Annotated in this window: 16 protein-coding genes; 8 read left to right on the top strand and 8 right to left on the bottom strand. The window is 59.7% G+C overall.

Translation table 11 applies throughout. The annotated features are described in order from the left end of the window. Positions 1-119: 119 nt before the first annotated feature. On the top strand, positions 120-2,252 hold the full coding sequence (locus tag QEZ52_RS14790; RefSeq protein WP_406645191.1) for a malate synthase G: 2,133 nt from the start codon (positions 120-122) through the stop codon (positions 2,250-2,252). Between the two features lie 82 nt (positions 2,253-2,334). Here QEZ52_RS14790 and QEZ52_RS14785 read toward each other — a convergent pair whose 3' ends face one another. Beyond that, positions 2,335-3,468 (bottom strand): alkane 1-monooxygenase, encoded by a 1,134-nt coding sequence (locus tag QEZ52_RS14785; protein ID WP_406645190.1) that lies wholly within the window; start codon positions 3,466-3,468, stop codon positions 2,335-2,337. Further along, positions 3,465-4,886: a cytochrome P450 gene (locus tag QEZ52_RS14780; RefSeq protein ID WP_406645189.1), complete on the bottom strand. Its 1,422-nt coding sequence runs from the start codon at positions 4,884-4,886 to the stop codon at positions 3,465-3,467. Before QEZ52_RS14780 ends, QEZ52_RS14785 begins: the two co-directional genes overlap by 4 nt. Before the next feature lie 196 nt (positions 4,887-5,082). Between QEZ52_RS14780 and QEZ52_RS14775 the strand changes: the two genes are divergently transcribed. Both QEZ52_RS14775 and QEZ52_RS14770 read left to right on the top strand, forming a co-directional pair. Next, a complete protein-coding gene (locus tag QEZ52_RS14775) occupies positions 5,083-5,508 on the top strand; it encodes a GlcG/HbpS family heme-binding protein (protein ID WP_406645187.1) in 426 nt (141 codons plus the stop codon). A 493-nt stretch (positions 5,509-6,001) separates the two neighbouring features. Further along, positions 6,002-6,781 carry a gamma-glutamyl-gamma-aminobutyrate hydrolase family protein gene (locus QEZ52_RS14770; RefSeq protein ID WP_406645186.1) on the top strand — a complete coding sequence of 260 codons (780 nt, stop codon included), beginning with the start codon at positions 6,002-6,004 and terminating at the stop codon, positions 6,779-6,781. 50 nt (positions 6,782-6,831) lie between these two features. On the opposite strand, the gene QEZ52_RS14765 is transcribed toward QEZ52_RS14770, so the two are convergent. From QEZ52_RS14765 to QEZ52_RS14755, 3 genes are all read right to left on the bottom strand, one after another. Beyond that, positions 6,832-8,892 carry a Hint domain-containing protein gene (locus tag QEZ52_RS14765; RefSeq protein WP_406645185.1) on the bottom strand — a complete coding sequence of 687 codons (2,061 nt, stop codon included), beginning with the start codon at positions 8,890-8,892 and terminating at the stop codon, positions 6,832-6,834. A gap of 251 nt (positions 8,893-9,143) precedes the next feature. Next, positions 9,144-11,384 carry a molybdopterin cofactor-binding domain-containing protein gene (locus QEZ52_RS14760; protein WP_406645183.1) on the bottom strand — a complete coding sequence of 747 codons (2,241 nt, stop codon included), beginning with the start codon at positions 11,382-11,384 and terminating at the stop codon, positions 9,144-9,146. Between the two features lie 3 nt (positions 11,385-11,387). Next, complete coding sequence (locus QEZ52_RS14755; protein WP_406645182.1) at positions 11,388-11,852, bottom strand: (2Fe-2S)-binding protein; 465 nt, start codon at positions 11,850-11,852, stop codon at positions 11,388-11,390. A gap of 56 nt (positions 11,853-11,908) precedes the next feature. On the opposite strand from QEZ52_RS14755, the gene QEZ52_RS14750 reads away from it, so the two are divergent. Further along, a complete protein-coding gene (locus tag QEZ52_RS14750) occupies positions 11,909-12,526 on the top strand; it encodes a TetR/AcrR family transcriptional regulator (protein WP_406645181.1) in 618 nt (205 codons plus the stop codon). A gap of 89 nt (positions 12,527-12,615) precedes the next feature. On the opposite strand, the gene kynA is transcribed toward QEZ52_RS14750, so the two are convergent. Beyond that, positions 12,616-13,449 (bottom strand): tryptophan 2,3-dioxygenase, encoded by an 834-nt coding sequence (gene kynA, locus QEZ52_RS14745; protein WP_406645179.1) that lies wholly within the window; start codon positions 13,447-13,449, stop codon positions 12,616-12,618. A 147-nt stretch (positions 13,450-13,596) separates the two neighbouring features. Then, positions 13,597-14,790: a kynureninase gene (kynU, locus tag QEZ52_RS14740; RefSeq protein WP_406645178.1), complete on the bottom strand. Its 1,194-nt coding sequence runs from the start codon at positions 14,788-14,790 to the stop codon at positions 13,597-13,599. A gap of 205 nt (positions 14,791-14,995) precedes the next feature. Between kynU and QEZ52_RS14735 the strand changes: the two genes are divergently transcribed. Further along, on the top strand, positions 14,996-15,196 hold the full coding sequence (locus QEZ52_RS14735) for a DUF1059 domain-containing protein (protein ID WP_406645176.1): 201 nt from the start codon (positions 14,996-14,998) through the stop codon (positions 15,194-15,196). Between the two features lie 52 nt (positions 15,197-15,248). On the opposite strand, the gene QEZ52_RS14730 is transcribed toward QEZ52_RS14735, so the two are convergent. Next, entirely contained in the window at positions 15,249-16,022 is a 774-nt protein-coding gene (locus QEZ52_RS14730) for an SDR family NAD(P)-dependent oxidoreductase (protein ID WP_406645175.1), read from the bottom strand. A 154-nt stretch (positions 16,023-16,176) separates the two neighbouring features. Between QEZ52_RS14730 and QEZ52_RS14725 the strand changes: the two genes are divergently transcribed. The 3 genes from QEZ52_RS14725 to QEZ52_RS14715 all read left to right on the top strand — a co-directional run bounded on the left by QEZ52_RS14725 (position 16,177) and on the right by QEZ52_RS14715 (position 19,540). Continuing rightward, positions 16,177-17,136 carry an MBL fold metallo-hydrolase gene (locus tag QEZ52_RS14725; RefSeq protein ID WP_406645174.1) on the top strand — a complete coding sequence of 320 codons (960 nt, stop codon included), beginning with the start codon at positions 16,177-16,179 and terminating at the stop codon, positions 17,134-17,136. A 249-nt stretch (positions 17,137-17,385) separates the two neighbouring features. Further along, positions 17,386-17,838, top strand: a complete 453-nt coding sequence (locus QEZ52_RS14720; RefSeq protein WP_406645173.1) for a methyltransferase family protein — start codon at positions 17,386-17,388, stop codon at positions 17,836-17,838. Between the two features lie 130 nt (positions 17,839-17,968). Next, a complete protein-coding gene (locus QEZ52_RS14715; RefSeq protein ID WP_406645171.1) occupies positions 17,969-19,540 on the top strand; it encodes an NAD(P) transhydrogenase subunit alpha in 1,572 nt (523 codons plus the stop codon). Position 19,541 lies beyond the last annotated feature (1 nt).

Here is a 19,541-nt window from a genome sequence, read left to right as displayed (position 1 = left end):
TTGGTAAGTTTTCCTGACCGACGTGTTTGCTGGCGGGAAATCATTCCTGTAACTGTCGTATGCAAGACAGACAGACGGTGTGACAGCCAGACATTGGGAGTGGCGAGGATATGGGTAATATGCGCAACATTCACGGGATGCAGGTGGCGTCCGAACTGGCCGAGTTCATCGAAACCCGGGCGCTGCCGGGAACCGGCGTCGATGCGGATCAGTTCTGGGCCGGGATGGGCGAACTGGTCAACGGGTTCGGGCCGGAAAACCGGGATCTTCTGGCGCAGCGCGAAAACATCCAGCGGCTGATTGACGACTGGCACAAAACCCATCGCAACCACCCCCATGACCATGAGGCCTACAAGACCTTTCTGGAGCAGATCGGCTATCTGCTGCCCGAAGGTGAAGACTTTGAAATCGGCACCGAAAATGTTGATCCTGAAATTGCCCAGGTGCCCGGTCCACAGCTGGTGGTGCCGATCACCAATGCCCGCTATGCGCTGAACGCTGCCAACGCCCGCTGGGGCAGCCTGTATGACGGGCTTTACGGCACGGATGCCATGGGCTCCAAACCGCCCGTGGGCGGCTATGACCGAGGCCACGGATCCCGCGTTGTGGCGCGGGCGCGGGTGTTTCTGGATGAAGCGTTCCCGATTGTCGGCACCAGCCATGCGGACGTGCGTCGGTACCATGTGCAGGACGGGGGGCTGTTGATCGACGATCAGCCGCTGGCCAGCCCCGGTAAATTCGTGGGCTATCGCGGCAACCCCAAGGCACCAGATGCCGTTTTGTTGCGCAACAATGGTCTGCATGTGGAGCTGGTCTTTGACCGCGCCCATCCCATCGGCGCGCGCGATCAGGCCGGGCTGGCGGATGTGGTAATGGAAAGCGCGATGTCAGCCATTATGGACTGCGAGGATTCGGTGGCCTGTGTCGATGCCGAGGACAAGGTGCAGGCCTATTCCAACTGGTTGGGCCTGATGAAGGGCGATCTGGAGGCGACCTTGGAAAAAGGCGGGCGCAGCATCACCCGACGCCTGAACGCGGATCGTGCGTATTGCGCGCCGGATGGATCCGCGATGACGCTGAAAGGGCGAGCGCTGTTGTGGGTGCGCAATGTGGGCCACCTGATGACCAATCCGGCGGTGTTGGATCAGAACGGTGACGAGGCCTATGAAGGGCTGTTGGACGGGCTGATCACGGTGATGATCGCGATGCATGATCTGCATCGTGCAGGGGGCAATTCCGAACACGGGTCGGTCTATGTGGTAAAGCCCAAGATGCACGGCCCCGTTGAGGTCGCGTTCACGGATCGGATCTTTACCAAAGTCGAAGATATTCTGGGCCTGGCGCGCAACACCGTAAAAATCGGCATCATGGACGAAGAGCGCCGCACCTCGGTCAATCTCAAGGAATGTATCCGTGCGGCACAGAACCGGGTGGCGTTCATCAACACCGGATTTCTGGATCGCACCGGCGATGAAATTCACACCTCGATGGAGGCGGGGCCGTTTTCGCGCAAGGATTTCATCAAGCGCAAGGGCTGGATCACCGCCTATGAAAACCAGAACGTCGATATCGGGCTGGAATGCGGGTTGCAGGGCAAAGCACAGATCGGCAAGGGCATGTGGGCGATGCCGGACCTGATGGGGGCGATGCTGGAACAAAAGATCGAACACCCCAAATCCGGTGCCAATTGCGCCTGGGTGCCCAGTCCGACGGCCGCGACCCTGCATGCCATTCATTACCACAAGGTCGATGTGTTTGCGGTTCAGGACAGGCTGAAGGCGGGTGGGCGTCGCGCCTATGTGGATTCGGTGCTGGAAATTCCGCTGGCCAATTACCGCAAATGGACCGCTGGGCAGATCCTGCGCGAAGTGGAAAACAACGCGCAGGGCATTCTGGGCTATGTGGTGCGCTGGGTCGATCAGGGGGTGGGGTGCTCCAAAGTGCCGGACCTCAACAATGTAGGCCTGATGGAAGACCGCGCCACCTGTCGGATCAGCGCCCAGCATATCGCCAATTGGCTGCACCACGAGGTGGTGACGGCGCAGGACGTGATGGCGGCGCTGCGCAAGATGGCCGTGGTTGTGGACGCGCAAAATGGCGATGACCCAACCTATCAGCCGATGTCGCCCGAATATGACGGGATCGCCTTTCAGGCGGCCTGTGATCTGGTGTTCAAAGGGCGGGTGCAGCCTTCGGGCTATACCGAGCCGGTCCTGCATGCGCGCCGGTTGGAGTTGAAGGCCGAAAGCTGAGCGCCTTTGGTGGGTTCGGGAACGAGGGGGCTGTCTGCCCCCTCGCGCTCCCCCGAGGATATTTCTGGCCAGATGAAAAGGATCAGGTGGAGCCCTTTGGTGGCGGCAGCGTCCCCTGTTTGTAGGGGGTCCAATCGGTGATTTCCGGGTAGAATTGTTTGCGCCAGGCGCGCACACGTGGGTTGAAGCGGCGCCGCCATAGCGGCGGGATCATCGCCAGCGCGGTCAGGGGCGGATAGCCCGTGGGCAGTTGCGGCGCGGCATCGGGGCCGAAGCTTTGTAGCAGCGGATAGCGGCGCATCGGGTGGATATGGTGATCGGCGTGGCGTTGCAGGTTGATCAGAAGCAGGTTGGACACGGCATGGGTGGAATCCCAGCTGTGATGTGGTTTGACGGGTTCGTATTTGCCATCTCCCAGATGTTTGCGGGTCAACCCGTAATGTTCGACGTAATTTGTCAGTTCCAGCTGCCAGATTGCGATGAAGGCCTGAAACACGAACAACCCCACACCAGTCCACCCCGCCAGAAGGTAGGCCAGGATCAGAAAGCCTCCCTGAAGGGCCGTGTATTTCCAGAACGGGTTGCGCCGGTGCCAGACCGGCAGCCCAGCGCGCGCCAGTTTGGCACGTTCGGCGCGCCAGGCCGATCCGGGGCCCTGCCACAAAACGCGAGGAAAATAGCGCAGAAAGCCTTCGTTGTAGCGCGCGGTAACCGTGTCGCGCGGCGTTCCGACCCAGGGGTGATGCACCAGCAGATGTTCCGTGCGGAAATGGCTGTAGAGCACGAGCGCCAACAGAAGATCGCCGAGATGGCGTTCGAAGCCGGATTTGTGAAACAGTTCATGCGCGTAGACGATGCCGACGGTACCCGTGGTGACACCGATGCCGAACATGACTGCCAGAAGGACGCCGGTGCTGTAGTCGGCCTGGGCGTCCAGATACCAGATCGTGCCAAACACCAGACAAAAGGAGATGGGGAACCAGATCCAGGTGAGCAGACGGAACCAGTACAGATCACTGTCCGGCGTCTGTGGATCGGCGTTGCGGCGATATTTTCCAACAATCAGGTCCAGCACCGGTATCACAAGCCAGCCATAGGCCGGGATCAGCCAGATTGTCCAATCGCCCCGCATGACCGCCACAGCCACCAGAGGAACAAAGGTCAGCGTCAGCCAGAAGGGCCAGGCAGCGGGAAGGTGGAGATCGGATCGGGTCATTGCTGGGGGTCCATTTCGGCATCAGCGTCGGGATCGCGGGGCGTTATGCGCAAATAGATGCCATCCCGCGCCCGAACGGTCAAATGCGCAACAGGGGTTGCGGGATGTTCGGGGAGTATTTCGAACCGATAGGCCCGGACCAGCATCGACAACAGCAACGGTCCTTCGGCCATGGCGAAAGCGGACCCAGGGCAAACCCGGGGCCCGGCGGAAAACGGAATATAGGCAGATCTCAAACAGGATTTGCCATTGGGTGTGGTGAAGCGATCCGGGTCAAACCCGTCCGGATTATCCCACAGCCGTTCGTGACGGTGCAGGTGCCAGGGGCTGAGAATGACCTGGCTACCGGGGCGCACGTCGCGTTCCCGCAGGCATTCGGATCGGGCAGCTTCGCGCACATACATCGGCACCGGCGGGTACAGCCGCATGGTTTCGCGAAACACCGCGCGTGACGTTTGCAGGCGGGACAAGGTCGAGAAATAGATCGTTTCGGGTTTGATTTCGCGCTGGGCCTCGGAGGCGACACGATCCTGCCAGTCCGGATACAGGGCCAAAAGATACAGCGCCCAGGCCAGAGCCGAGGCGCTGGTTTCATGACCGGCAAGGAAAAAGATCCCGATCTGATCTCCCATTTCGGCGGTGGAAAAGGTGTCGCCCGTTTCCGGATCCGGAGTTGTCATGATCTTGGTTGCCAGATCATCGGGCGCGGTTCCGGCCTGAATCTCGGCGGCGCGGGCTTGGGTCAGCTGGGCAATAAGGGTTCGAATGGTCCGCGCTGTGCGTTTGGTGGCGCGGGAATGGGGAACCCTGAGCCAGCGCGGCAGGGGCAATAGCGCGCCCAGGTTGACAATGGGCTGGGCCTGTTGATGGGCGCGAAAGGCGGCAAAAGCTGCCATGGCGGTGTCATTTTCAACCGGTACCGAAAACAGGGTGCGAAAGATAACATCCATCGCCGCGTGGCTGGTTTGAGCTTCGATTTCGACCGGTGATCCGTCGGCCAGAGGCCGGAGCCGGTCAACGGCCGCCACCCCTGCATCCCACATCGCCGGGAAGACATGCCGCAGGCGTCCGCCTGCGAATGCCGGGTCGATAATGCGGCGTTGGCGTTCCCATTGGGCCCCGTTTGTGATGAACACCGAGTCGCCCAGCAGGGGTTTTAGTCCGGCGCGCACCCGATCCGATTTCGGGAAATCCCGCGGCCGCTCCTTGAGCACCAGATCGACCAGATCGGGATCATTGCACAGGTAACTGCGAAAAAATGGCGTGCGGAATTCGGCCATCCAGGCCCGGTACAGGCGCGCCGGTTGGGCGGACAGGATATCGCGGCGAAACATCCGCGCATAGGTCCACAAGGACACCCTGTCCGGGCGCGGTTTCGGTTTTGGTGGCAGCACCCCGGCGGAGGCTGGTGTGGTCATCTGGTTGGTCCCTGTCGTTCAGTTGGTTCGCGTGTCCGGAGCGGTTCTGGCCTGCGAGTTTTGCGGTCCCCGCGGGCGGTGTCGTTGACATTCCACAACAAACAGACGGAAATGCGACAGTTGGTGCCTGAACCGATGCAGGTCGGAAAGGGAACCCAGGCGAAATCCGCAAACAAACAGGGGTGGAACACATCACATGTCGATCAATTTGAAACGGGCCCGTACCATCATTCGCAAAGCGTTGGAAAAAGGGCGCGAACTGGAGCTGAAGCCATTGTCGGTGGTGGTGCTGGATGCGGGGGGACATGTGATTGCCTTTGAGCGCGAAGATATGGCCGCACCGGGGCGGTTCGCGATTGCCCATGGCAAAGCCTATGGCGCGGTGATGCTGGGGATGGCCGGGACTGCACAGATGGCGCGGGCCGAAGCGCAGGCTTACTTCATGGCGGCCGTCAATGGGGTCTACGGTGGCCAGGTGATCCCGGTTCCGGGTGGCGTTCTGGTGCGCGACAAGAAAGGCACCATTGTCGGAGCGGTCGGTGTCACCGGTGACACATCGGACAATGACGCGATTGCGGCCCAGACAGGGGTCGAAGCGGTCGGGATGACGGCAGAGATCTGACACGGACCTGGGTCGAACACCGGCACACGGGGCACCCCGTCAGCAACCCATGGCGAGGCCCCCGTTTGCCGGATCCTTGTTTGCTGGCACCCCGTTTTTGGACCCGGGGTTGATGCCTCACCGGGGCACAGCGCGCCGTCGTAAGAGGGCTGCCAACGGAACGATCGCGGCGATCCACTGTGTCTGGGAGGACTGCGGGTCCGGCGCGATTTCGGCGCGCAAGAGTGGCGGGAACAGGAGGTCGTCAAAATGCGCTTGATGATCCCATCATTGAACAACCGCATCTGTCCGCGCTCCGCTGCCCAGTCAGCCACGGGAATGGGGTGCACATCCTGTTTCACCATAGCAACATGTGCCCCGCACAGAGGCGCCATTCCCAAGTTGCCCCTAGGGACCCCAGCATGGGTGAACAGCGACATGCGCGAAGGTGCAGAATTGCAGCCCATCTAGGACCGCGATAAAGTCAGGTAACAGCACCAATAAAGAGAGCAACATGACGCGTCCCAAGGTCGGTATTATTGGCAACTCCTATTTGATCAACGATCAGTATCCGGCCCACGCTGGTGGCACCATGAACTCCGAAGCCGTGGCCGAAGTCGCCGGATGTATGCCGCTGTTGGTGCCGTCAGATCCCAGATTTCTGTCGGTTGATGAACTGCTTGAAACTTTTGACGGGTTTCTGTTGACCGGCGGGCGTCCCAATGTGCATCCCCATGAATATGGCGAGGTTGAAACCGATGCGCATGGCGCATTTGACCGGGCGCGGGATGCCATTGTCCTGCCGCTGGTGCGGGCCTGTGTGGACCGGGGGCAGCCGTTTCTGGGAATTTGCCGCGGTTTTCAGGAAGTGAACGTGGCCATGGGGGGGACACTGTACCCCGAAATCCGCGATCTGCCGGGTCGGATGAACCATCGGATGCCGCCGGATGGCACGCTGGAAGAAAAATTTGCCCTGCGTCACGTGGTCAAGATGACCGAAGGCGGTGTGTTCCACCGTCTGTTCGGGGCACCCGAAGTGATGACAAACACGCTGCATGGACAGGGGATCAAAGCGCCGGGCAGCCGGATCGTGATTGACGGTCTGGCCGAAGACGGCACGCCTGAAGCAATTTTTGTCAAGGACGCACCGGGGTTCACGCTCTCGGTGCAATGGCACCCGGAATGGGACGCGGCCAATGATCCGGTGTCACGTCCGCTGTTTTCCGCCTTTGGCGACGCAGTGCGGTCCTGGGCGCGGGGCGAGCGCCCCGGAGGATTGCAAAAAAGCGCCTAGGGGCCTGATCGGTTGGGCGTTTTGATCTCGGGGGATGCTCTCGGGCGCATTCAGGCCGCCAGCAATTGTGCCTCGTGGCGTTTCAGGCAAATCCGGGCGGTGTCTCCAAAGGAGGCTTTGTGGCTGCGCAATTCGGGGAACAGGCTGAACATCTCTTCGCGACAGGGATCGCGTAGCGCGGTCAGGGCGCTGTCGCCGGGATAAAAGCTTTCGGTTGCGGCCCCGTTGGCATAAATCACTTCGTGTTGATCCAACATCAGATGCAGATAGGTAACGGCGCTGCTTTCGCGTTTTTGGACCCCATCGTGACCCAAAAGATGTTTGGCGGCGACCAGCACTTCGCGGTCCCCGAATAACAGCTGCGCGCGCGCCCCAGTCCACAGGATTCTATGCTGTGGCGATACCAAAAGCGGCGCGCTGGCATCTTGCAGAATTGCAGTGGATATCTCGATTGGTGCAAACTTGCCCTTGGCCTGAACCCGTCGGCTGCCGATCCAGCGCAAAGGTTGCAGGCCATTGTCGCGGGTAGCCAGCAAATCTCCGGGTGCGAGCGTTTCGATCGCGCGTGGCCCCTTGTCCGTGGCAATCAAGGTGCCGGGGGTAAAGCAGATGATGTTTTCGATGTTTGAAAACGTCACCAGAGACCCGTCTGTCATCTCGACGGTACCGGCTTTTTCATCCGGGGTGTTGGTGGTCAGATTCAAGGTCGACAGATCGGCCAAACCGTTGAAGTCGAGCGTATCGCCGTCGGTTTCGTCGCCTTCGCCACCGACAATGGTGATGTCAGCGGATCCGGGGTCGTTGGTGTTGGTCAGAACAAACAGATCGTCGCCATCACCGCCATCGGCGTCGTCGCCTTCGCCGACGTTCAGGGTATCATTTCCCGCCCCACCGGACATCTCGTCCGCGCCGCGGCCGCCAACCAGGACGTCGTCTCCGCCCATGCCGAACAATTCGTCGTTGCCCGTCCCGCCGTTCAGCGTGTCATTGCCGTCGATATTGGGGATCGTGTCAAAATAAACATCGCTGACCCAAATTGCCTGATTTCCCCCCTGGCCGTTTTCGTAGATGACTTCGATCTGGGACACCGGCCCGGCGATTTCAATCAAGGCCGACCCTGATTGGTCCAACTGGCTCCCGGTGAAATCACCGGCGGTCAACGTGTTGCCGACGACTGTGCCCGGGCTGCCGCCGGATTCGTCGATTGTAATGTCCACCGCGACCGGGTTTCCGTCTGCATCATAGGCATTGATGGTCAGAATATCGCGGTGGTTGCCTGCGAAGAAGTCGATGTCATTGATCCGGAAGGTGACGTTCTCCACCTCGTCCTGAACGTCCGCACCTGTGCTGGCGGAAAAGTTGAACGTGGTTGTCGATGTCGGTCCGGAACCCTGACCAGACAGGTTGAGCGACGAGTGGTCGGAAAATGGCTCACCTGAGCCGACATAGGTCTGATCCGTGGTTTCCACCACGAATTCGGGGTCGTTGTCGCCGTCATCCGTAAAGGTGACCGAAACGTCGATGTCGCCGGTGTTCTGGGTAAAATCGCTCAGATCGGTTCCGTCGGTCCCTTCGGCAAACCAGTTCAGCGATTCCGTCGTCGAACCGGGGCCGTCCCCATACAGGATATCGTCGCCGGAATTGCCGCGGATGATGTCGTCGCCGGATCCGCCGTAAACCGTATCATTTCCGGAGGCAGAGCGAATGTCATCATTGCCAGCCAGCCCGAGCACAAAATCTTCGTTCGATGCCGTGTCGTTGATGCCATTGCCGTTGGCGTCCACATATCCGTTGTTGATGACGTCATCACCGTCGGTACCGGTGACGATGTTAAGTTCGGAATAGAAGGGGATTGTTACGGTTTCAGCGGACGTCAGCGTGCCAACAGGGCCCAGATCGGGCACAAAATAGACGTTGCCATTGGTTGCGAGAATATAGTCGCCGGTTTCCAGTTCGTTGTAATAGGTGGTGAAACCGAAGGTCCCGGACCAGGCCCATTCGCCTGATCCCAGATTGGTGTCTTCGGTAAACGTGAACAGCGAACCGCTGATGCCGTCCGCCTTTGTCAGGGTCTGGTCCGCCCCAAGTGATACTAGATAACCGTCTGGCATAACGTGCTCTCAATCCCGACAGAGAAAAACGCTCTCTGTTTCCAACCTGCTTTTGGCCGCAGGTACGCTTGTGGATTTACAGGTATCGGATCAGCAGGGCCTGAATGCGGAGCGCCCCTGTCCGGAATGAGAAAGCTTTGTGGCAGGCCGCCACAATTTGAAACAATCCTGGTTGCACGGCTGCGATTGTTCAAAATGCGACGGCCTGCACACAGACAGGCCGCCGCCAAGGTCATAGGTCGCGACAGGCGTCAGACCAAAAGGTCAAAGTCATGCATCAAGGGCAGGCGGCGGGGGCGCTTGCCGGTCAGGTCGAACAAGGCATTGGCCAGGGCCGGAGCGGCCGGAGGGGTGCCGGGTTCGCCCGCGCCGCCCATATGGTCCTGATTTTGCAACAGGGCGACCTTGGTCTCGGGCATGGTGTGCATCCGGACGGCGTCATATTCGGGGAAATTACCCTGTTCCACTGCGCCATCGGCAAAGGTGATTTCACCAAAGCAGGCTGCGGACAGGCCATAGGCCATGCCCCCAAACATCTGGGCGCGGGTGTTGTCGGGGTCCAATGTCAAACCCAGATCAGCGGCGATCCAGGCGCGCTTCAGGCGGATGCCATCGGCCTCCTGCGCGACTTCGATCACTTCGGCGACGGGGGTGCCAAAGCTGTAGGTCATCGCCACCCCGCGTCCGACGCCATCCGGTGTCTTGCCGGTCCAACCTGACATGTCGCGCACGGCCTCCAACACCTGTGCCGCAGGTTCCCATTCGGCGCGGGCCAGCTCCAACCGGAACTCCAGCGGATCACGTCCGGCGGCATGGGCCATTTCGTCGATAAAGCTTTCGGTGAAAAAGCCGTTGAACGAATTGCCGACCGACCGCCAGGCTCCGACGGGCAGATCCATCTGCGTCAGATACCCCCGGGTGCGATAGTTGGGGATGGCATAGGGTTGGTTGAACGCGCCTTCGACGTGGACCTTGTCCGGGCCGCCACCGGGCGTGCCCATCAGCCGCATCAGGCTGGATTGCATAACCGACTGCGCCGCGATCTGCCCATCCAAGGCGATGGCCTTGCCGTCCTGAACCGCGCCTTTGAAACGCGCGATGGCACCGGGGCGATACATGTCGTGGCGCATGTCCTCTTCGCGTGACCAGGTGACCTGAACAGGCGTGCCCTGCATCGCCAGGGCCACTTTGGTGGCAATCACGCCATAGTCGAATTCGCTGCGCCGCCCGAAACCGCCACCCAGATAGGTGACATTGACCTCGACCGCGTCGGTTTCCAGACCGGCGGTTTCTGCGCATTTCTGTTGCAGAAAGGTCGGGGCCTGGTTGCCGCACCACAGTTGCAACCTGTCGCCGGAGTAGAGCGCGGTGGCGTTCATGGGCTCCATGGTGGCATGGGCCAGATAGGGCAGCACATATTCGGCGGTCAGGGTGGTGGCACCGGCAGGAACGGCATCGACGTCCCCATCATCGCGCATGGTCGAATTTGGCTCGTCGTCAAAGCTTGTGACGATCGTCTCGAACAGTTGCGCATTCTCTGCGGGATAGGGGGCGTCGCCCCAATCAAACGCGATCTCTTCCAGCGCCTGCATTGCCAGCCAGGTGTTGCTGGCTACAACCGCGACCCCATCGCCCAGATCAACGATCCTTTCGACACCGGGCATGTCCTGTGCTTTTGAGGCGTCAAAGCCGTTCATCCCGCCGCCCAATCGCGGGTTTACCTTGGCAGATGCGAATTTCATTCCCGGCAGGCGCACGTCAATGCCGAATTCGGCTGTGCCGGTGACTTTTGGCACCATGTCGATGCGGGGCTGGCTGTTGCCCAGCAGGGTCCACTCTGACGCCGGGCGCAGATCGCTTTCGATCGGCTCCAACCCGGCGGCTTCGGCGGCCAGGTCTGTATAGGCGATTTCAGTGCCATCCGGTGCAATGACCTTGCCCTGCGCGGTGTTCAACTGGCTGCGGGTCAGCCCGAGACGCCGGGCTGCGGCTTCTTTCAGGGTTTCGCGCGCCGCTGCCCCGGCGTGTCGCATCCGGATATAGCCGTCCTTCATCGACGATGACCCGCCGGTGACCTGCATGTCGAACAGCTTTCCTACATGCCCCAGCGCGTCACCCAGGCCATGTTGAAAGCTCGATGTGTCGTACCCTTTGCCCGGCAGCATCTCGCCCATCAGGGCGCTGTTGTAATATGCCTTGGCCGCAGGGCCGTGCAGGACCGTGACCTGATCCAGGTCCACATCCAGTTCTTCGGCGATGAGCGCAGCCCAGCTGGTGCTGACGCCTTGGCCCATCTCGGCGCGGGGTGCGATCAGGGTGATCTGGCTGTCCGAGATCATGACAAAGGGGTTAAAGGCTGCCTCGCCCGATTTCGGGGTCAGCGGGTTGGGCGCTGGACGGCCGACATACCAGGCCCCAAAGGCAACGCCCCCCACAAGAGCGACAGAGCCAATGAGAAAGGAACGGCGGGCGATTTTTCCAATGCGGGACATGGATCAGGCCTCCTGAATCTGTTTGGCGGCGTCATGGATCGCGGCGCGGATGCGGGGATAGGTGCCGCAGCGACACAGGTTGCCCTGCATGGCATCGTCGATATCGGCATCCGACGGGGTGGGGTTGTCCGCCAGCAGGCTGGCCGCTTGCATGATCTGCCCCGACTGGCAATAGCCGCATTGGGCCACCTGATGCTTGACCCAGGACGCCTGTATCGTTGCCAGCGCGTCAGGGGTGCCCACCCCTTCGATGGTGGTGATGTCGCCATCCACATCGCCCAGGGCGACCTGACAGGACCGGACCGCAACGCCGTCTATGTGCACGGTGCAGGCCCCACAGGCGGCAACGCCGCATCCGAATTTGGTTCCGGTCAATCCAACTTCATCGCGCAAAACCCACAGCAGGGGCACGTCGTCGGGCAGATCGACAGTATGGGGTCGTCCGTTGATTGTCAGATTGGAACGCATGATGTTCTCCTGAGTTACGATCTGGACAATATGTGTAACAAGTGTCAGGATGTCAATTGACAAAACCAAAGGAAAATGTCACAACGACGCTCATGAAAGATCTGGATTCCGACCCCAAGCTGAAAGCCATTTTGACTTCGGCATGGATGGCGTTTTCGACCTACGGGTACCGAAAGACTTCGATGGATGATATTGCCCGGGGCGCTGCCATGTCGCGCCCGGCACTGTATCTGCATTTCAAGAACAAGGAATCGATTTTCCGTGCATTGGTCGAAGCCTATTATGCGGATACGGTTCAGACGGTTGCCGAAATTCTGGAAGCAAATACAGAGCCGAACCAGGCGCTGTCCCGGGCGTTTGCGGCGCAAGGCGGCGAAGCAGCCGAAGCCATGATGGCGTCGCCACACGGAATGGAGCTGTTGGACGCAGGCGTCAGCGTGGCGGCCGATATTGTCGAGATCGGCGAGGGGCAACTGCGAGATGTCTATGCCAATTGGCTGTCCGGGATGGAGAAATCCGGTCTGATCACACTCGAGGAGCCGCCTCAGGATGTTGCGAAGGCCTTCTGTGCCGCGCTGAAAGGGGTGAAGATGACGGCCCCGGATTATGCAACCTACGCCAAGACGATTCAGGTGTTGGCTCGGATGTTCGGCGCAGGTCTGGTACCCCATTAGAACGGGGCACCGTTGGAACAGGGCGCTGTCGGTCTGCATTTTGCAGACCAGAGGTGTTTAAGACACGCGACCCGATGGTTGGTGAGATATCACAGTTCGGTGCGCAGGTGCCACAATTCCGGGAACAGCTCGACATCCAGCATCCGCCGCAGGTAGCTGACTCCACCGGTGCCACCCGTGCCACGTTTGAACCCGATGACCCGTTCCACGGTGGTCACATGATTGAACCGCCATCTGCGGAAATAATCCTCGAAATCCACCAGCTTTTCGGCCAGCTCGTACAGCTCCCAATGGATTTCGGGCGCGCGGTACACTTCGGTCCAGGCGGCCTGCACTTCGGGGCTGGGTGCGTAGGGTTCGGAGACATCCCGGTTCACAACGGCATCCGGCAGCGCGAAACTTTGGGAGAGGGCACGGATCGCCACATCATACAGCGACGGCTGCGCTAGTTCGTTTTCCAGCAACTCCACCAAATCCGCCCGATGCGCATGGGGGCGCAACATGGCTTTGTTCCGGTTGCCCAGCATGAATTCGATCTGGCGGTATTGATGGGATTGAAAACCCGAGCTTTGCCCCAAGGCATCGCGGAACGCCGTGTAATCCGACGGTGTCATGGTGCGCAGCACATCCCAGGCCGAATTCAGCTGTTCAAAAATTCGCGCCACACGGGCCAGCATCTTGAACGCCTGTCGGGAGTGTCCGTCGATCAGATGGGCGCGGGCGGCGGTCAGTTCATGAATGGCCAGCCGCATCCACAATTCGGAGGTCTGGTGCTGGATGATGAACAGCATTTCATCATGGGTGTCGGTCCAGGTTTTCTGGGCGTTCAGCAGCATATCCAGCGACAGGTAGTCGCCATAGGCCATTCGCCCGTCAAAGCTCATCTGGGCGCCTTCGTCGGCGGGGTCATAAGGTTTGGTCATTGGGTCGTCCTTTGTCTCAACTGTATCACATGTCGGGAAAAAGGATGGACCCCCTATTCAGATTGGCGCATTGGGCCAGCCGCCGCCACAGGGCGACCCAGCCGGCCGGGCGACACAGCGGCAGATTGAATGCGGCTGCTGCCTGCATCAGGTAACCTTTGAGCGGATCTTGTATTCTGGACGATCCCACAAATCGTTGTTCATCACATCGGCCAGGATTGCGACAGCGGCGCGTACATCGGCCTCGTCAACGTACAGAGGGGTAAAGCCAAAGCGCATGATGTCGGGGGCGCGGAAATCCCCGATGACGCCCCGGGCAATCACCGCCTGCATGGCGGCGTATCCTTCGGCGAACCGGAACGACACCTGGCTGCCGCGTTGCGTGCCTATCCGGGGCGAAGCCAGCGTCAGCTGGGGACAGCTTGCTTCGACCTCGGCAATGAACAGGTCACACAGTTCAATGGATTTGGCGCGGACATCGTGGATATCGGCCATGTCCCAGATGTCCATGGCGGTTTCCAGCGCCGTGAGCTGGAGCACCGGAGGGGTGCCAACACGCATCCGTTCAATGCCGGCACCGGGGCGGTAGTCCAGGTCAAAGGCAAAGGGGGCCTCGTGCCCCAGCCATCCCGAAAGGGCGGGGCGAACGGTTTCTGCATGACGCGGGGCCACATAGATGAAGGCGGGCGCGCCGGGGCCGCCATTGAGGTATTTATACGAACAGCCCACCGCAAAATCTGCGTTGCAACCGGCCAGATCCACCGGCAACGCCCCCGCGGAATGGGCCAGATCCCAGACCGTGACCACGCCTTGTGCATGGGCCAGGTCTGTCAGCGCCTTCATGTCGTGCATGCGCCCGGTGCGGTAGTCCACCTCGGTCAGCATCAACACGGCAATTTCATCGGTGATGGCATCGGCCACGGCTTCGGGGTCTACCACGCGCAATTCGTACCCTTCGCCCAGCGAGCGCAACAATCCTTCGACCATATAGAGGTCGGTGGGGAAGTTGCCGTTGTCCGACAACACCACCTTGCGCGTCGGGTTCAGCTCTAGCGCCGAGGCGACGGCCTGATAGACCTTGATCGACAGGGTATCGCCCATCACCACATGGCCCGGTTCGGCCCCGATCAAACGCCCGATCCGATCGCCCAGATCCTGTGGCTTTGCCATCCAACCGGCCTTGTTCCAGCCGGTGATCAGCATGTCGCCCCATTCATCCTGCATCATCTTGCCCACGTGATCGCGTGCGGCCAACGGCAGCGGGCCCAGGGAGTTGCCATCCAGATAGATCATGCCGTCGGGCAGGTGGAACAGGGCCTTGGTCGCGGCAAAATCGGTCATCTGGAACCTCGTGTCGGATGGATGCTTCAAGCCTGAAGCTTTGTGATGTTCATTACGTATCGAAAAGAAATTGATGTGTCCAATCAAGTATCTTGATGTGAGGCACCCATTTGGGCGGGGGATATCACCAGCTCCAATCAGTGCCGGGATTCGGTTTCTGATCTCTGATGTGATATGGTCGGGTCTCAGTGAAGGGGAGGGACAGATGACCAACGCATTCACTTATGCCTGTCGCGATTGCGAAGGTATGGAGGCCTGTCCGGGCTCGGTCACGGCCGAAACCCAGGAAGAAGTCTGGCGGCTCATGGAGCTGCACGCCCAGATGGCCCATAATGAAGACCCGGCTGAATGGACCCAGGAAACCCGCGACTATCTGGCGACGTTGATCCGGCCTGTGTCAGCCTGAGAACGGGGCAACACAGTTGAACCAGCGGCGGGACATACCCCCGGCAGGTGGATCAGGTCTGACCGCCGGCAATTTCAATGCATTGCCCGTTGATGCTTTGTGATCCTGGGCGCACCAGCCACAATGCGGCGGCGGCGACTTCTTCCGGAGCAATCAGACGTTTGTGCCGATTGGCCTCGGTCATGACCTTGAGCGCGTCCAGGGTGCTGATCCCTGCGCGTTCCGCGATAGACGTGATGTTGCGGTCCACGATGGGCGTGTCCACATACCCCGGGCACAGCGCGTTCACCGTATAGGGCGTGCCCATGTATTCCTCGCTCAGCGCCCGGGTCAGCCCGATCAACCCGTGTTTGGAGGCTGAATAACAGGTGCCCCCCTTGAGCCCGCGCAAGCCCGCGATCGAGGCCACATTGATCACCCGACCCCAATCTGTGGTCAGCATGGACTTCATGCTTTCGCGCACGGTCAGAAATGCGCCGTCCAGGTTGGTCGCCATCATGTCGCGCCAAAAATCCATCGTGGTCTTTTGCGCAGTTTTCCCCACCGCGATCCCGGCATTGGCCACACAGACCTGAACCGGGCCGCGGGCGTCGACAGCCGCCTGGGTCTGGGCCACCACATCGGCTTCGTTGCGCACATCCATAGTCATCGGGTGCAGGCCTTGGGTGGCGACCTCTTGCAGCACGTCCAGACGCCGCCCGGTGATGGTGACCTGGGCCCCTTCATCCGCGAGCGCACGGGCAATGGCCAGCCCAATGCCGGTTCCACCGCCCGTCACCAGGGCGTGTTTGCCACTCAGGGTCTTGTTTGGGCTGGTCTCGGTCATGGCGTGTTCCTCCTGTTTGACCATGACCCTATCGGCGTGGCGCTGTGTGACAAGCCGCACCGTTGGGTCACGAATGTGGCCGATCCGAAAAGAGGTTATTTACATACTTATTCATATCTGTGAATTTAATGGAAACCCGAGGGAGACCCATTTCATGAAGCCATTCCATTTTGTCGCCGCCAGCTTGATGGCCGTCTCAACTGCTCCGGCAATTCACGCCAGCGAGGATATTGCCGATCAATACCCCCAGTCCGAACTGTATTCAAAGCCGGTCGAAGTCATCCCGCATGTGTTTTCCGCCATCGGTGCGACCGCGCCCCCGACCTATGAAAATGCGGGGCATAACAACAACCTGTCCTTTGTCATTACTGACGCGGGCGTGGTGGTGATCAACGCAGGTGCTTCCGATCGGTTGGCCCGCGCGCTGCATGACGAGATCAAATCCCTGACTGATCAGCCTGTGGTTCTGGTGGTCAACGAAAACGGGCAGGGGCACGCCATACTGGGCAACGGGTATTGGCGCGATCAGGGCGTGGATGTGTTGGCCCATGTGGATGCCATCACCGAAGTCGAGGAAAACGGCGATGCGATCATCACCGGAATGCGGGGGTATAACAAGGATCGGGCCGAAGGAACCCGAGTGGTTCCCGCCAACCTGAGATTTGAGGATGAGTATGCCGTGACCATCGGCGGGGTCGAGATCAAGGTGTTGCACCTGGGTCCGGCGCATGATCCCGGTGATACCCAGGTCTGGATCCCCGCGTGGGAGATCATGATTGCCGGGGACATTGCCTTTCATGAACGGATGTTGCCGATCTTTCCCCACACCTGCACCAGCTGCTGGATCGAAACCTGGATGGACAAGCTGGAACCGATTGCGCCAACCTATGTGATCCCCGGACATGGGCACCCGACCAATTTCCCGCAGGTGCGCCGCTATACATTGGACTATCTCACCGATTTGCGGGCCAAGATCGGTGCCCACATCGACGCAGGAGGTGACCTGTCCCAAGCGTATTATGTGGATCAGGAACAATGGCGCAATCTCGATACTTTTGAAGAGCTGGCCACCAAGAACGCGGGACGCGTGTTCGAAGAAATGGAATGGGAATGACCTCTGGGATCTGGCCCGGGCAATGATCAATTAATGTGTGCCTAAGTATACGTGGGCATTGGCGAACATTTATGCAGAATGGGCCCGAATACCGGGATGAACCCTTGGGTTTCGGAAGGGACGGCGGGACGCTGTCCTTTCCTGTGTCCGCCGCGTTTTACGTTTTTGAAAGTCGGCAAAATGGAGTTACAAAGCGGCCATGACAATGAGCAGCCCAATCGGTCCGGGCAATTTCGAGAGGGTCGAAGAGTGAAGCGTTGGATTGATCTGCCACCCGTCTGGTTGGCCGGAGGCATCGCGGTTGCCTGGCTGCAATCGACCCGATTTTCATTTGGGCTCAGCTTTGGCGAGGTCGGGGCAGATTTCGTTGGCGGCCTGTTGGTTGGCGGCGGCGTCTTGCTGATGCTGCTGGCAGTCTATGAAATGCGCCGTCAGAAAACGACAGTCATGCCCCATGAAACGCCCAGCCGCATTGTGCAATCCGGGATTTTCAGCCGATCGCGCAATCCGATCTATCTGGGCGATGTGCTGATCCTGGCCGGGTTGGTGCTGCGGTTTGATGCGGTTCTGTGCCTGCCGCTGGTGCCAATCCTGTTGTGGGTGCTGGAAAAACGCTTTGTCATTCCCGAAGAAAACCGGATGCGCCGGACATTTCGGATGGATTGGGCGCGATATGAGCAAAAAGTGAGACGTTGGGTGTGATCCATTTGCGGCATAAGGAAGCGTTGATGCGTCATTTTGCTTGCGCATCATAATTGCTCAGTTTAGGTGAAAAATTTGCAGAATGTGCGCTGCAGCGCAGAATGCGACCATATCGAGGGGGACTCATAGGGTGAAAATAGGAACGCCAAAGGAAATCTTTGCAGGTGAGAACCGCGTTGGGATGACGCCGGATTCTGCAAAGCAATTGCAAAAGCTTGGCTTTGAATGTGCGATTGAAACCGGGGCTGGTGCAGCTGCCGGATTTTCGGACGCCACATACGAAGCAGCCGGTGTCGAGATCATCAAAACGCCTGCTGCGCTTTGGAAATCTGTCGACATCGTCGCCAAGGTGCGTCAGCCGGACACGACCGAGCTGAAGCGGTTGACCGCGGGCAAGACACTGATCTCATTCTTCAACCCGGCCGGGAACGAAGAAGGCATGGAACTGGCCAAGACCAAGGGTGCCAACGTCATTGCCATGGAGATGGTGCCACGTATTTCGCGGGCGCAGAAAATGGACGCGCTGTCGTCGATGGCCAACATCGCCGGCTATCGCGCCGTGATCGAGGCGGGCAACAACTTTGGCCGTTTCTTTACCGGGCAGATCACTGCTGCTGGTAAAGTGCCGCCTGCCAAGGTTCTGGTTGTCGGTGCCGGCGTGGCCGGTCTGGCCGCGATTGGGACTTCGACGTCCTTGGGCGCGATCACATACGCGTTCGACGTGCGCCCCGAAGTGGCCGAGCAGGTCGAATCCATGGGTGCCGAGTTTGTGTACCTGGATTTCGAAGAAGAACAACAGGATGGTGCGGCCACTGGTGGTTACGCTTCTGTTTCCAGCCCCGAGTTCCGCGAGGCCCAGTTGGCCAAGTTCCGTGAACTGGCTCCTGAGGTGGACATCGTCATCACCACGGCGCTGATCCCCAACCGCGAAGCCCCCGAGCTGTGGACCGAAGACATGGTCGCAGCGATGAAGCCCGGCTCGGTCATCGTTGACCTGGCGGCGGAAAAAGGTGGCAACTGCAAGCTGACCGTGATGGACGAAAAGATCGTCACCGACAATGGCGTGACCATCGTCGGTTACACCGATTTCCCGTCCCGCATGGCGGCGCAGGCTTCGACGCTTTATGCCACCAACATCCGCCACATGATGACGGACCTGACCCCCGAAAAGGACGGTCAGATCAATCACGACATGGAAGACGATGTGATCCGTGGGGCCACGGTGACCTTCAACCATGAAATCACCTTTCCACCACCCCCGCCAAAAGTGGCAGCCATCGCGGCCAAGCCCAAAGAGGTGGTGCCCGAGCTGACGCCCGAGGAAAAACGCGCCGCCGAAGTGGCCGAATTCAAGGCCCAGACCAAACAGCAGGTGACCCTGCTGGCGGTGGGTGGCCTGTTGCTGTTGGGTGTTGGCCTGGTGGCTCCGGCCAGCTTTATGCAGCATTTCATCGTGTTCGTTCTGTCGGTGTTCATCGGCTTCCAGGTGATCTGGGGGGTGGCGCACAGCCTGCACACGCCGCTGATGGCCGTGACCAATGCGATTTCATCGATCATCATTCTGGGTGCCTTGATGCAGATCGGGTCCGGGTCGTTCCTGGTGATCCTGCTGGCGGCGCTTTCGGTGTTCATGGCCGGGATCAACATCTTTGGTGGGTTCCTCGTAACACGGCGCATGCTTGCCATGTTCCAGAAATCTTAAG

The sequence above is a fragment of the Aliisedimentitalea scapharcae genome (assembly GCF_045277565.1).
Taxonomy (GTDB): Bacteria; Pseudomonadota; Alphaproteobacteria; order Rhodobacterales; family Rhodobacteraceae; genus Aliisedimentitalea; species Aliisedimentitalea scapharcae.
The sequence above is the reverse complement of the archived record's forward strand: the minus strand, read 5'-3'. Positions and strand labels throughout refer to the sequence as shown.

What these genes read in the sequence shown, in the direction of transcription:
- kynU (WP_406645178.1), bottom strand. Translation starts at nt 14,790, where the DNA reads ATGACCGATTTTGCCGCGACCAAGGCCCTGTTCCACCTGCCCGACGGC.
- QEZ52_RS14770 (WP_406645186.1), top strand. Translation starts at nt 6,002, where the DNA reads ATGACGCGTCCCAAGGTCGGTATTATTGGCAACTCCTATTTGATCAAC.
- QEZ52_RS14780 (WP_406645189.1), bottom strand. Translation starts at nt 4,886, where the DNA reads ATGACCACACCAGCCTCCGCCGGGGTGCTGCCACCAAAACCGAAACCG.
- QEZ52_RS14730 (WP_406645175.1), bottom strand. Translation starts at nt 16,022, where the DNA reads ATGACCGAGACCAGCCCAAACAAGACCCTGAGTGGCAAACACGCCCTG.
- QEZ52_RS14775 (WP_406645187.1), top strand. Translation starts at nt 5,083, where the DNA reads ATGTCGATCAATTTGAAACGGGCCCGTACCATCATTCGCAAAGCGTTG.
- QEZ52_RS14765 (WP_406645185.1), bottom strand. Translation starts at nt 8,892, where the DNA reads ATGCCAGACGGTTATCTAGTATCACTTGGGGCGGACCAGACCCTGACA.
- QEZ52_RS14790 (WP_406645191.1), top strand. Translation starts at nt 120, where the DNA reads ATGCGCAACATTCACGGGATGCAGGTGGCGTCCGAACTGGCCGAGTTC.
- kynA (WP_406645179.1), bottom strand. Translation starts at nt 13,449, where the DNA reads ATGACCAAACCTTATGACCCCGCCGACGAAGGCGCCCAGATGAGCTTT.
- QEZ52_RS14725 (WP_406645174.1), top strand. Translation starts at nt 16,177, where the DNA reads ATGAAGCCATTCCATTTTGTCGCCGCCAGCTTGATGGCCGTCTCAACT.
- QEZ52_RS14785 (WP_406645190.1), bottom strand. Translation starts at nt 3,468, where the DNA reads ATGACCCGATCCGATCTCCACCTTCCCGCTGCCTGGCCCTTCTGGCTG.
- QEZ52_RS14760 (WP_406645183.1), bottom strand. Translation starts at nt 11,384, where the DNA reads ATGTCCCGCATTGGAAAAATCGCCCGCCGTTCCTTTCTCATTGGCTCT.
- QEZ52_RS14735 (WP_406645176.1), top strand. Translation starts at nt 14,996, where the DNA reads ATGACCAACGCATTCACTTATGCCTGTCGCGATTGCGAAGGTATGGAG.
- QEZ52_RS14755 (WP_406645182.1), bottom strand. Translation starts at nt 11,852, where the DNA reads ATGCGTTCCAATCTGACAATCAACGGACGACCCCATACTGTCGATCTG.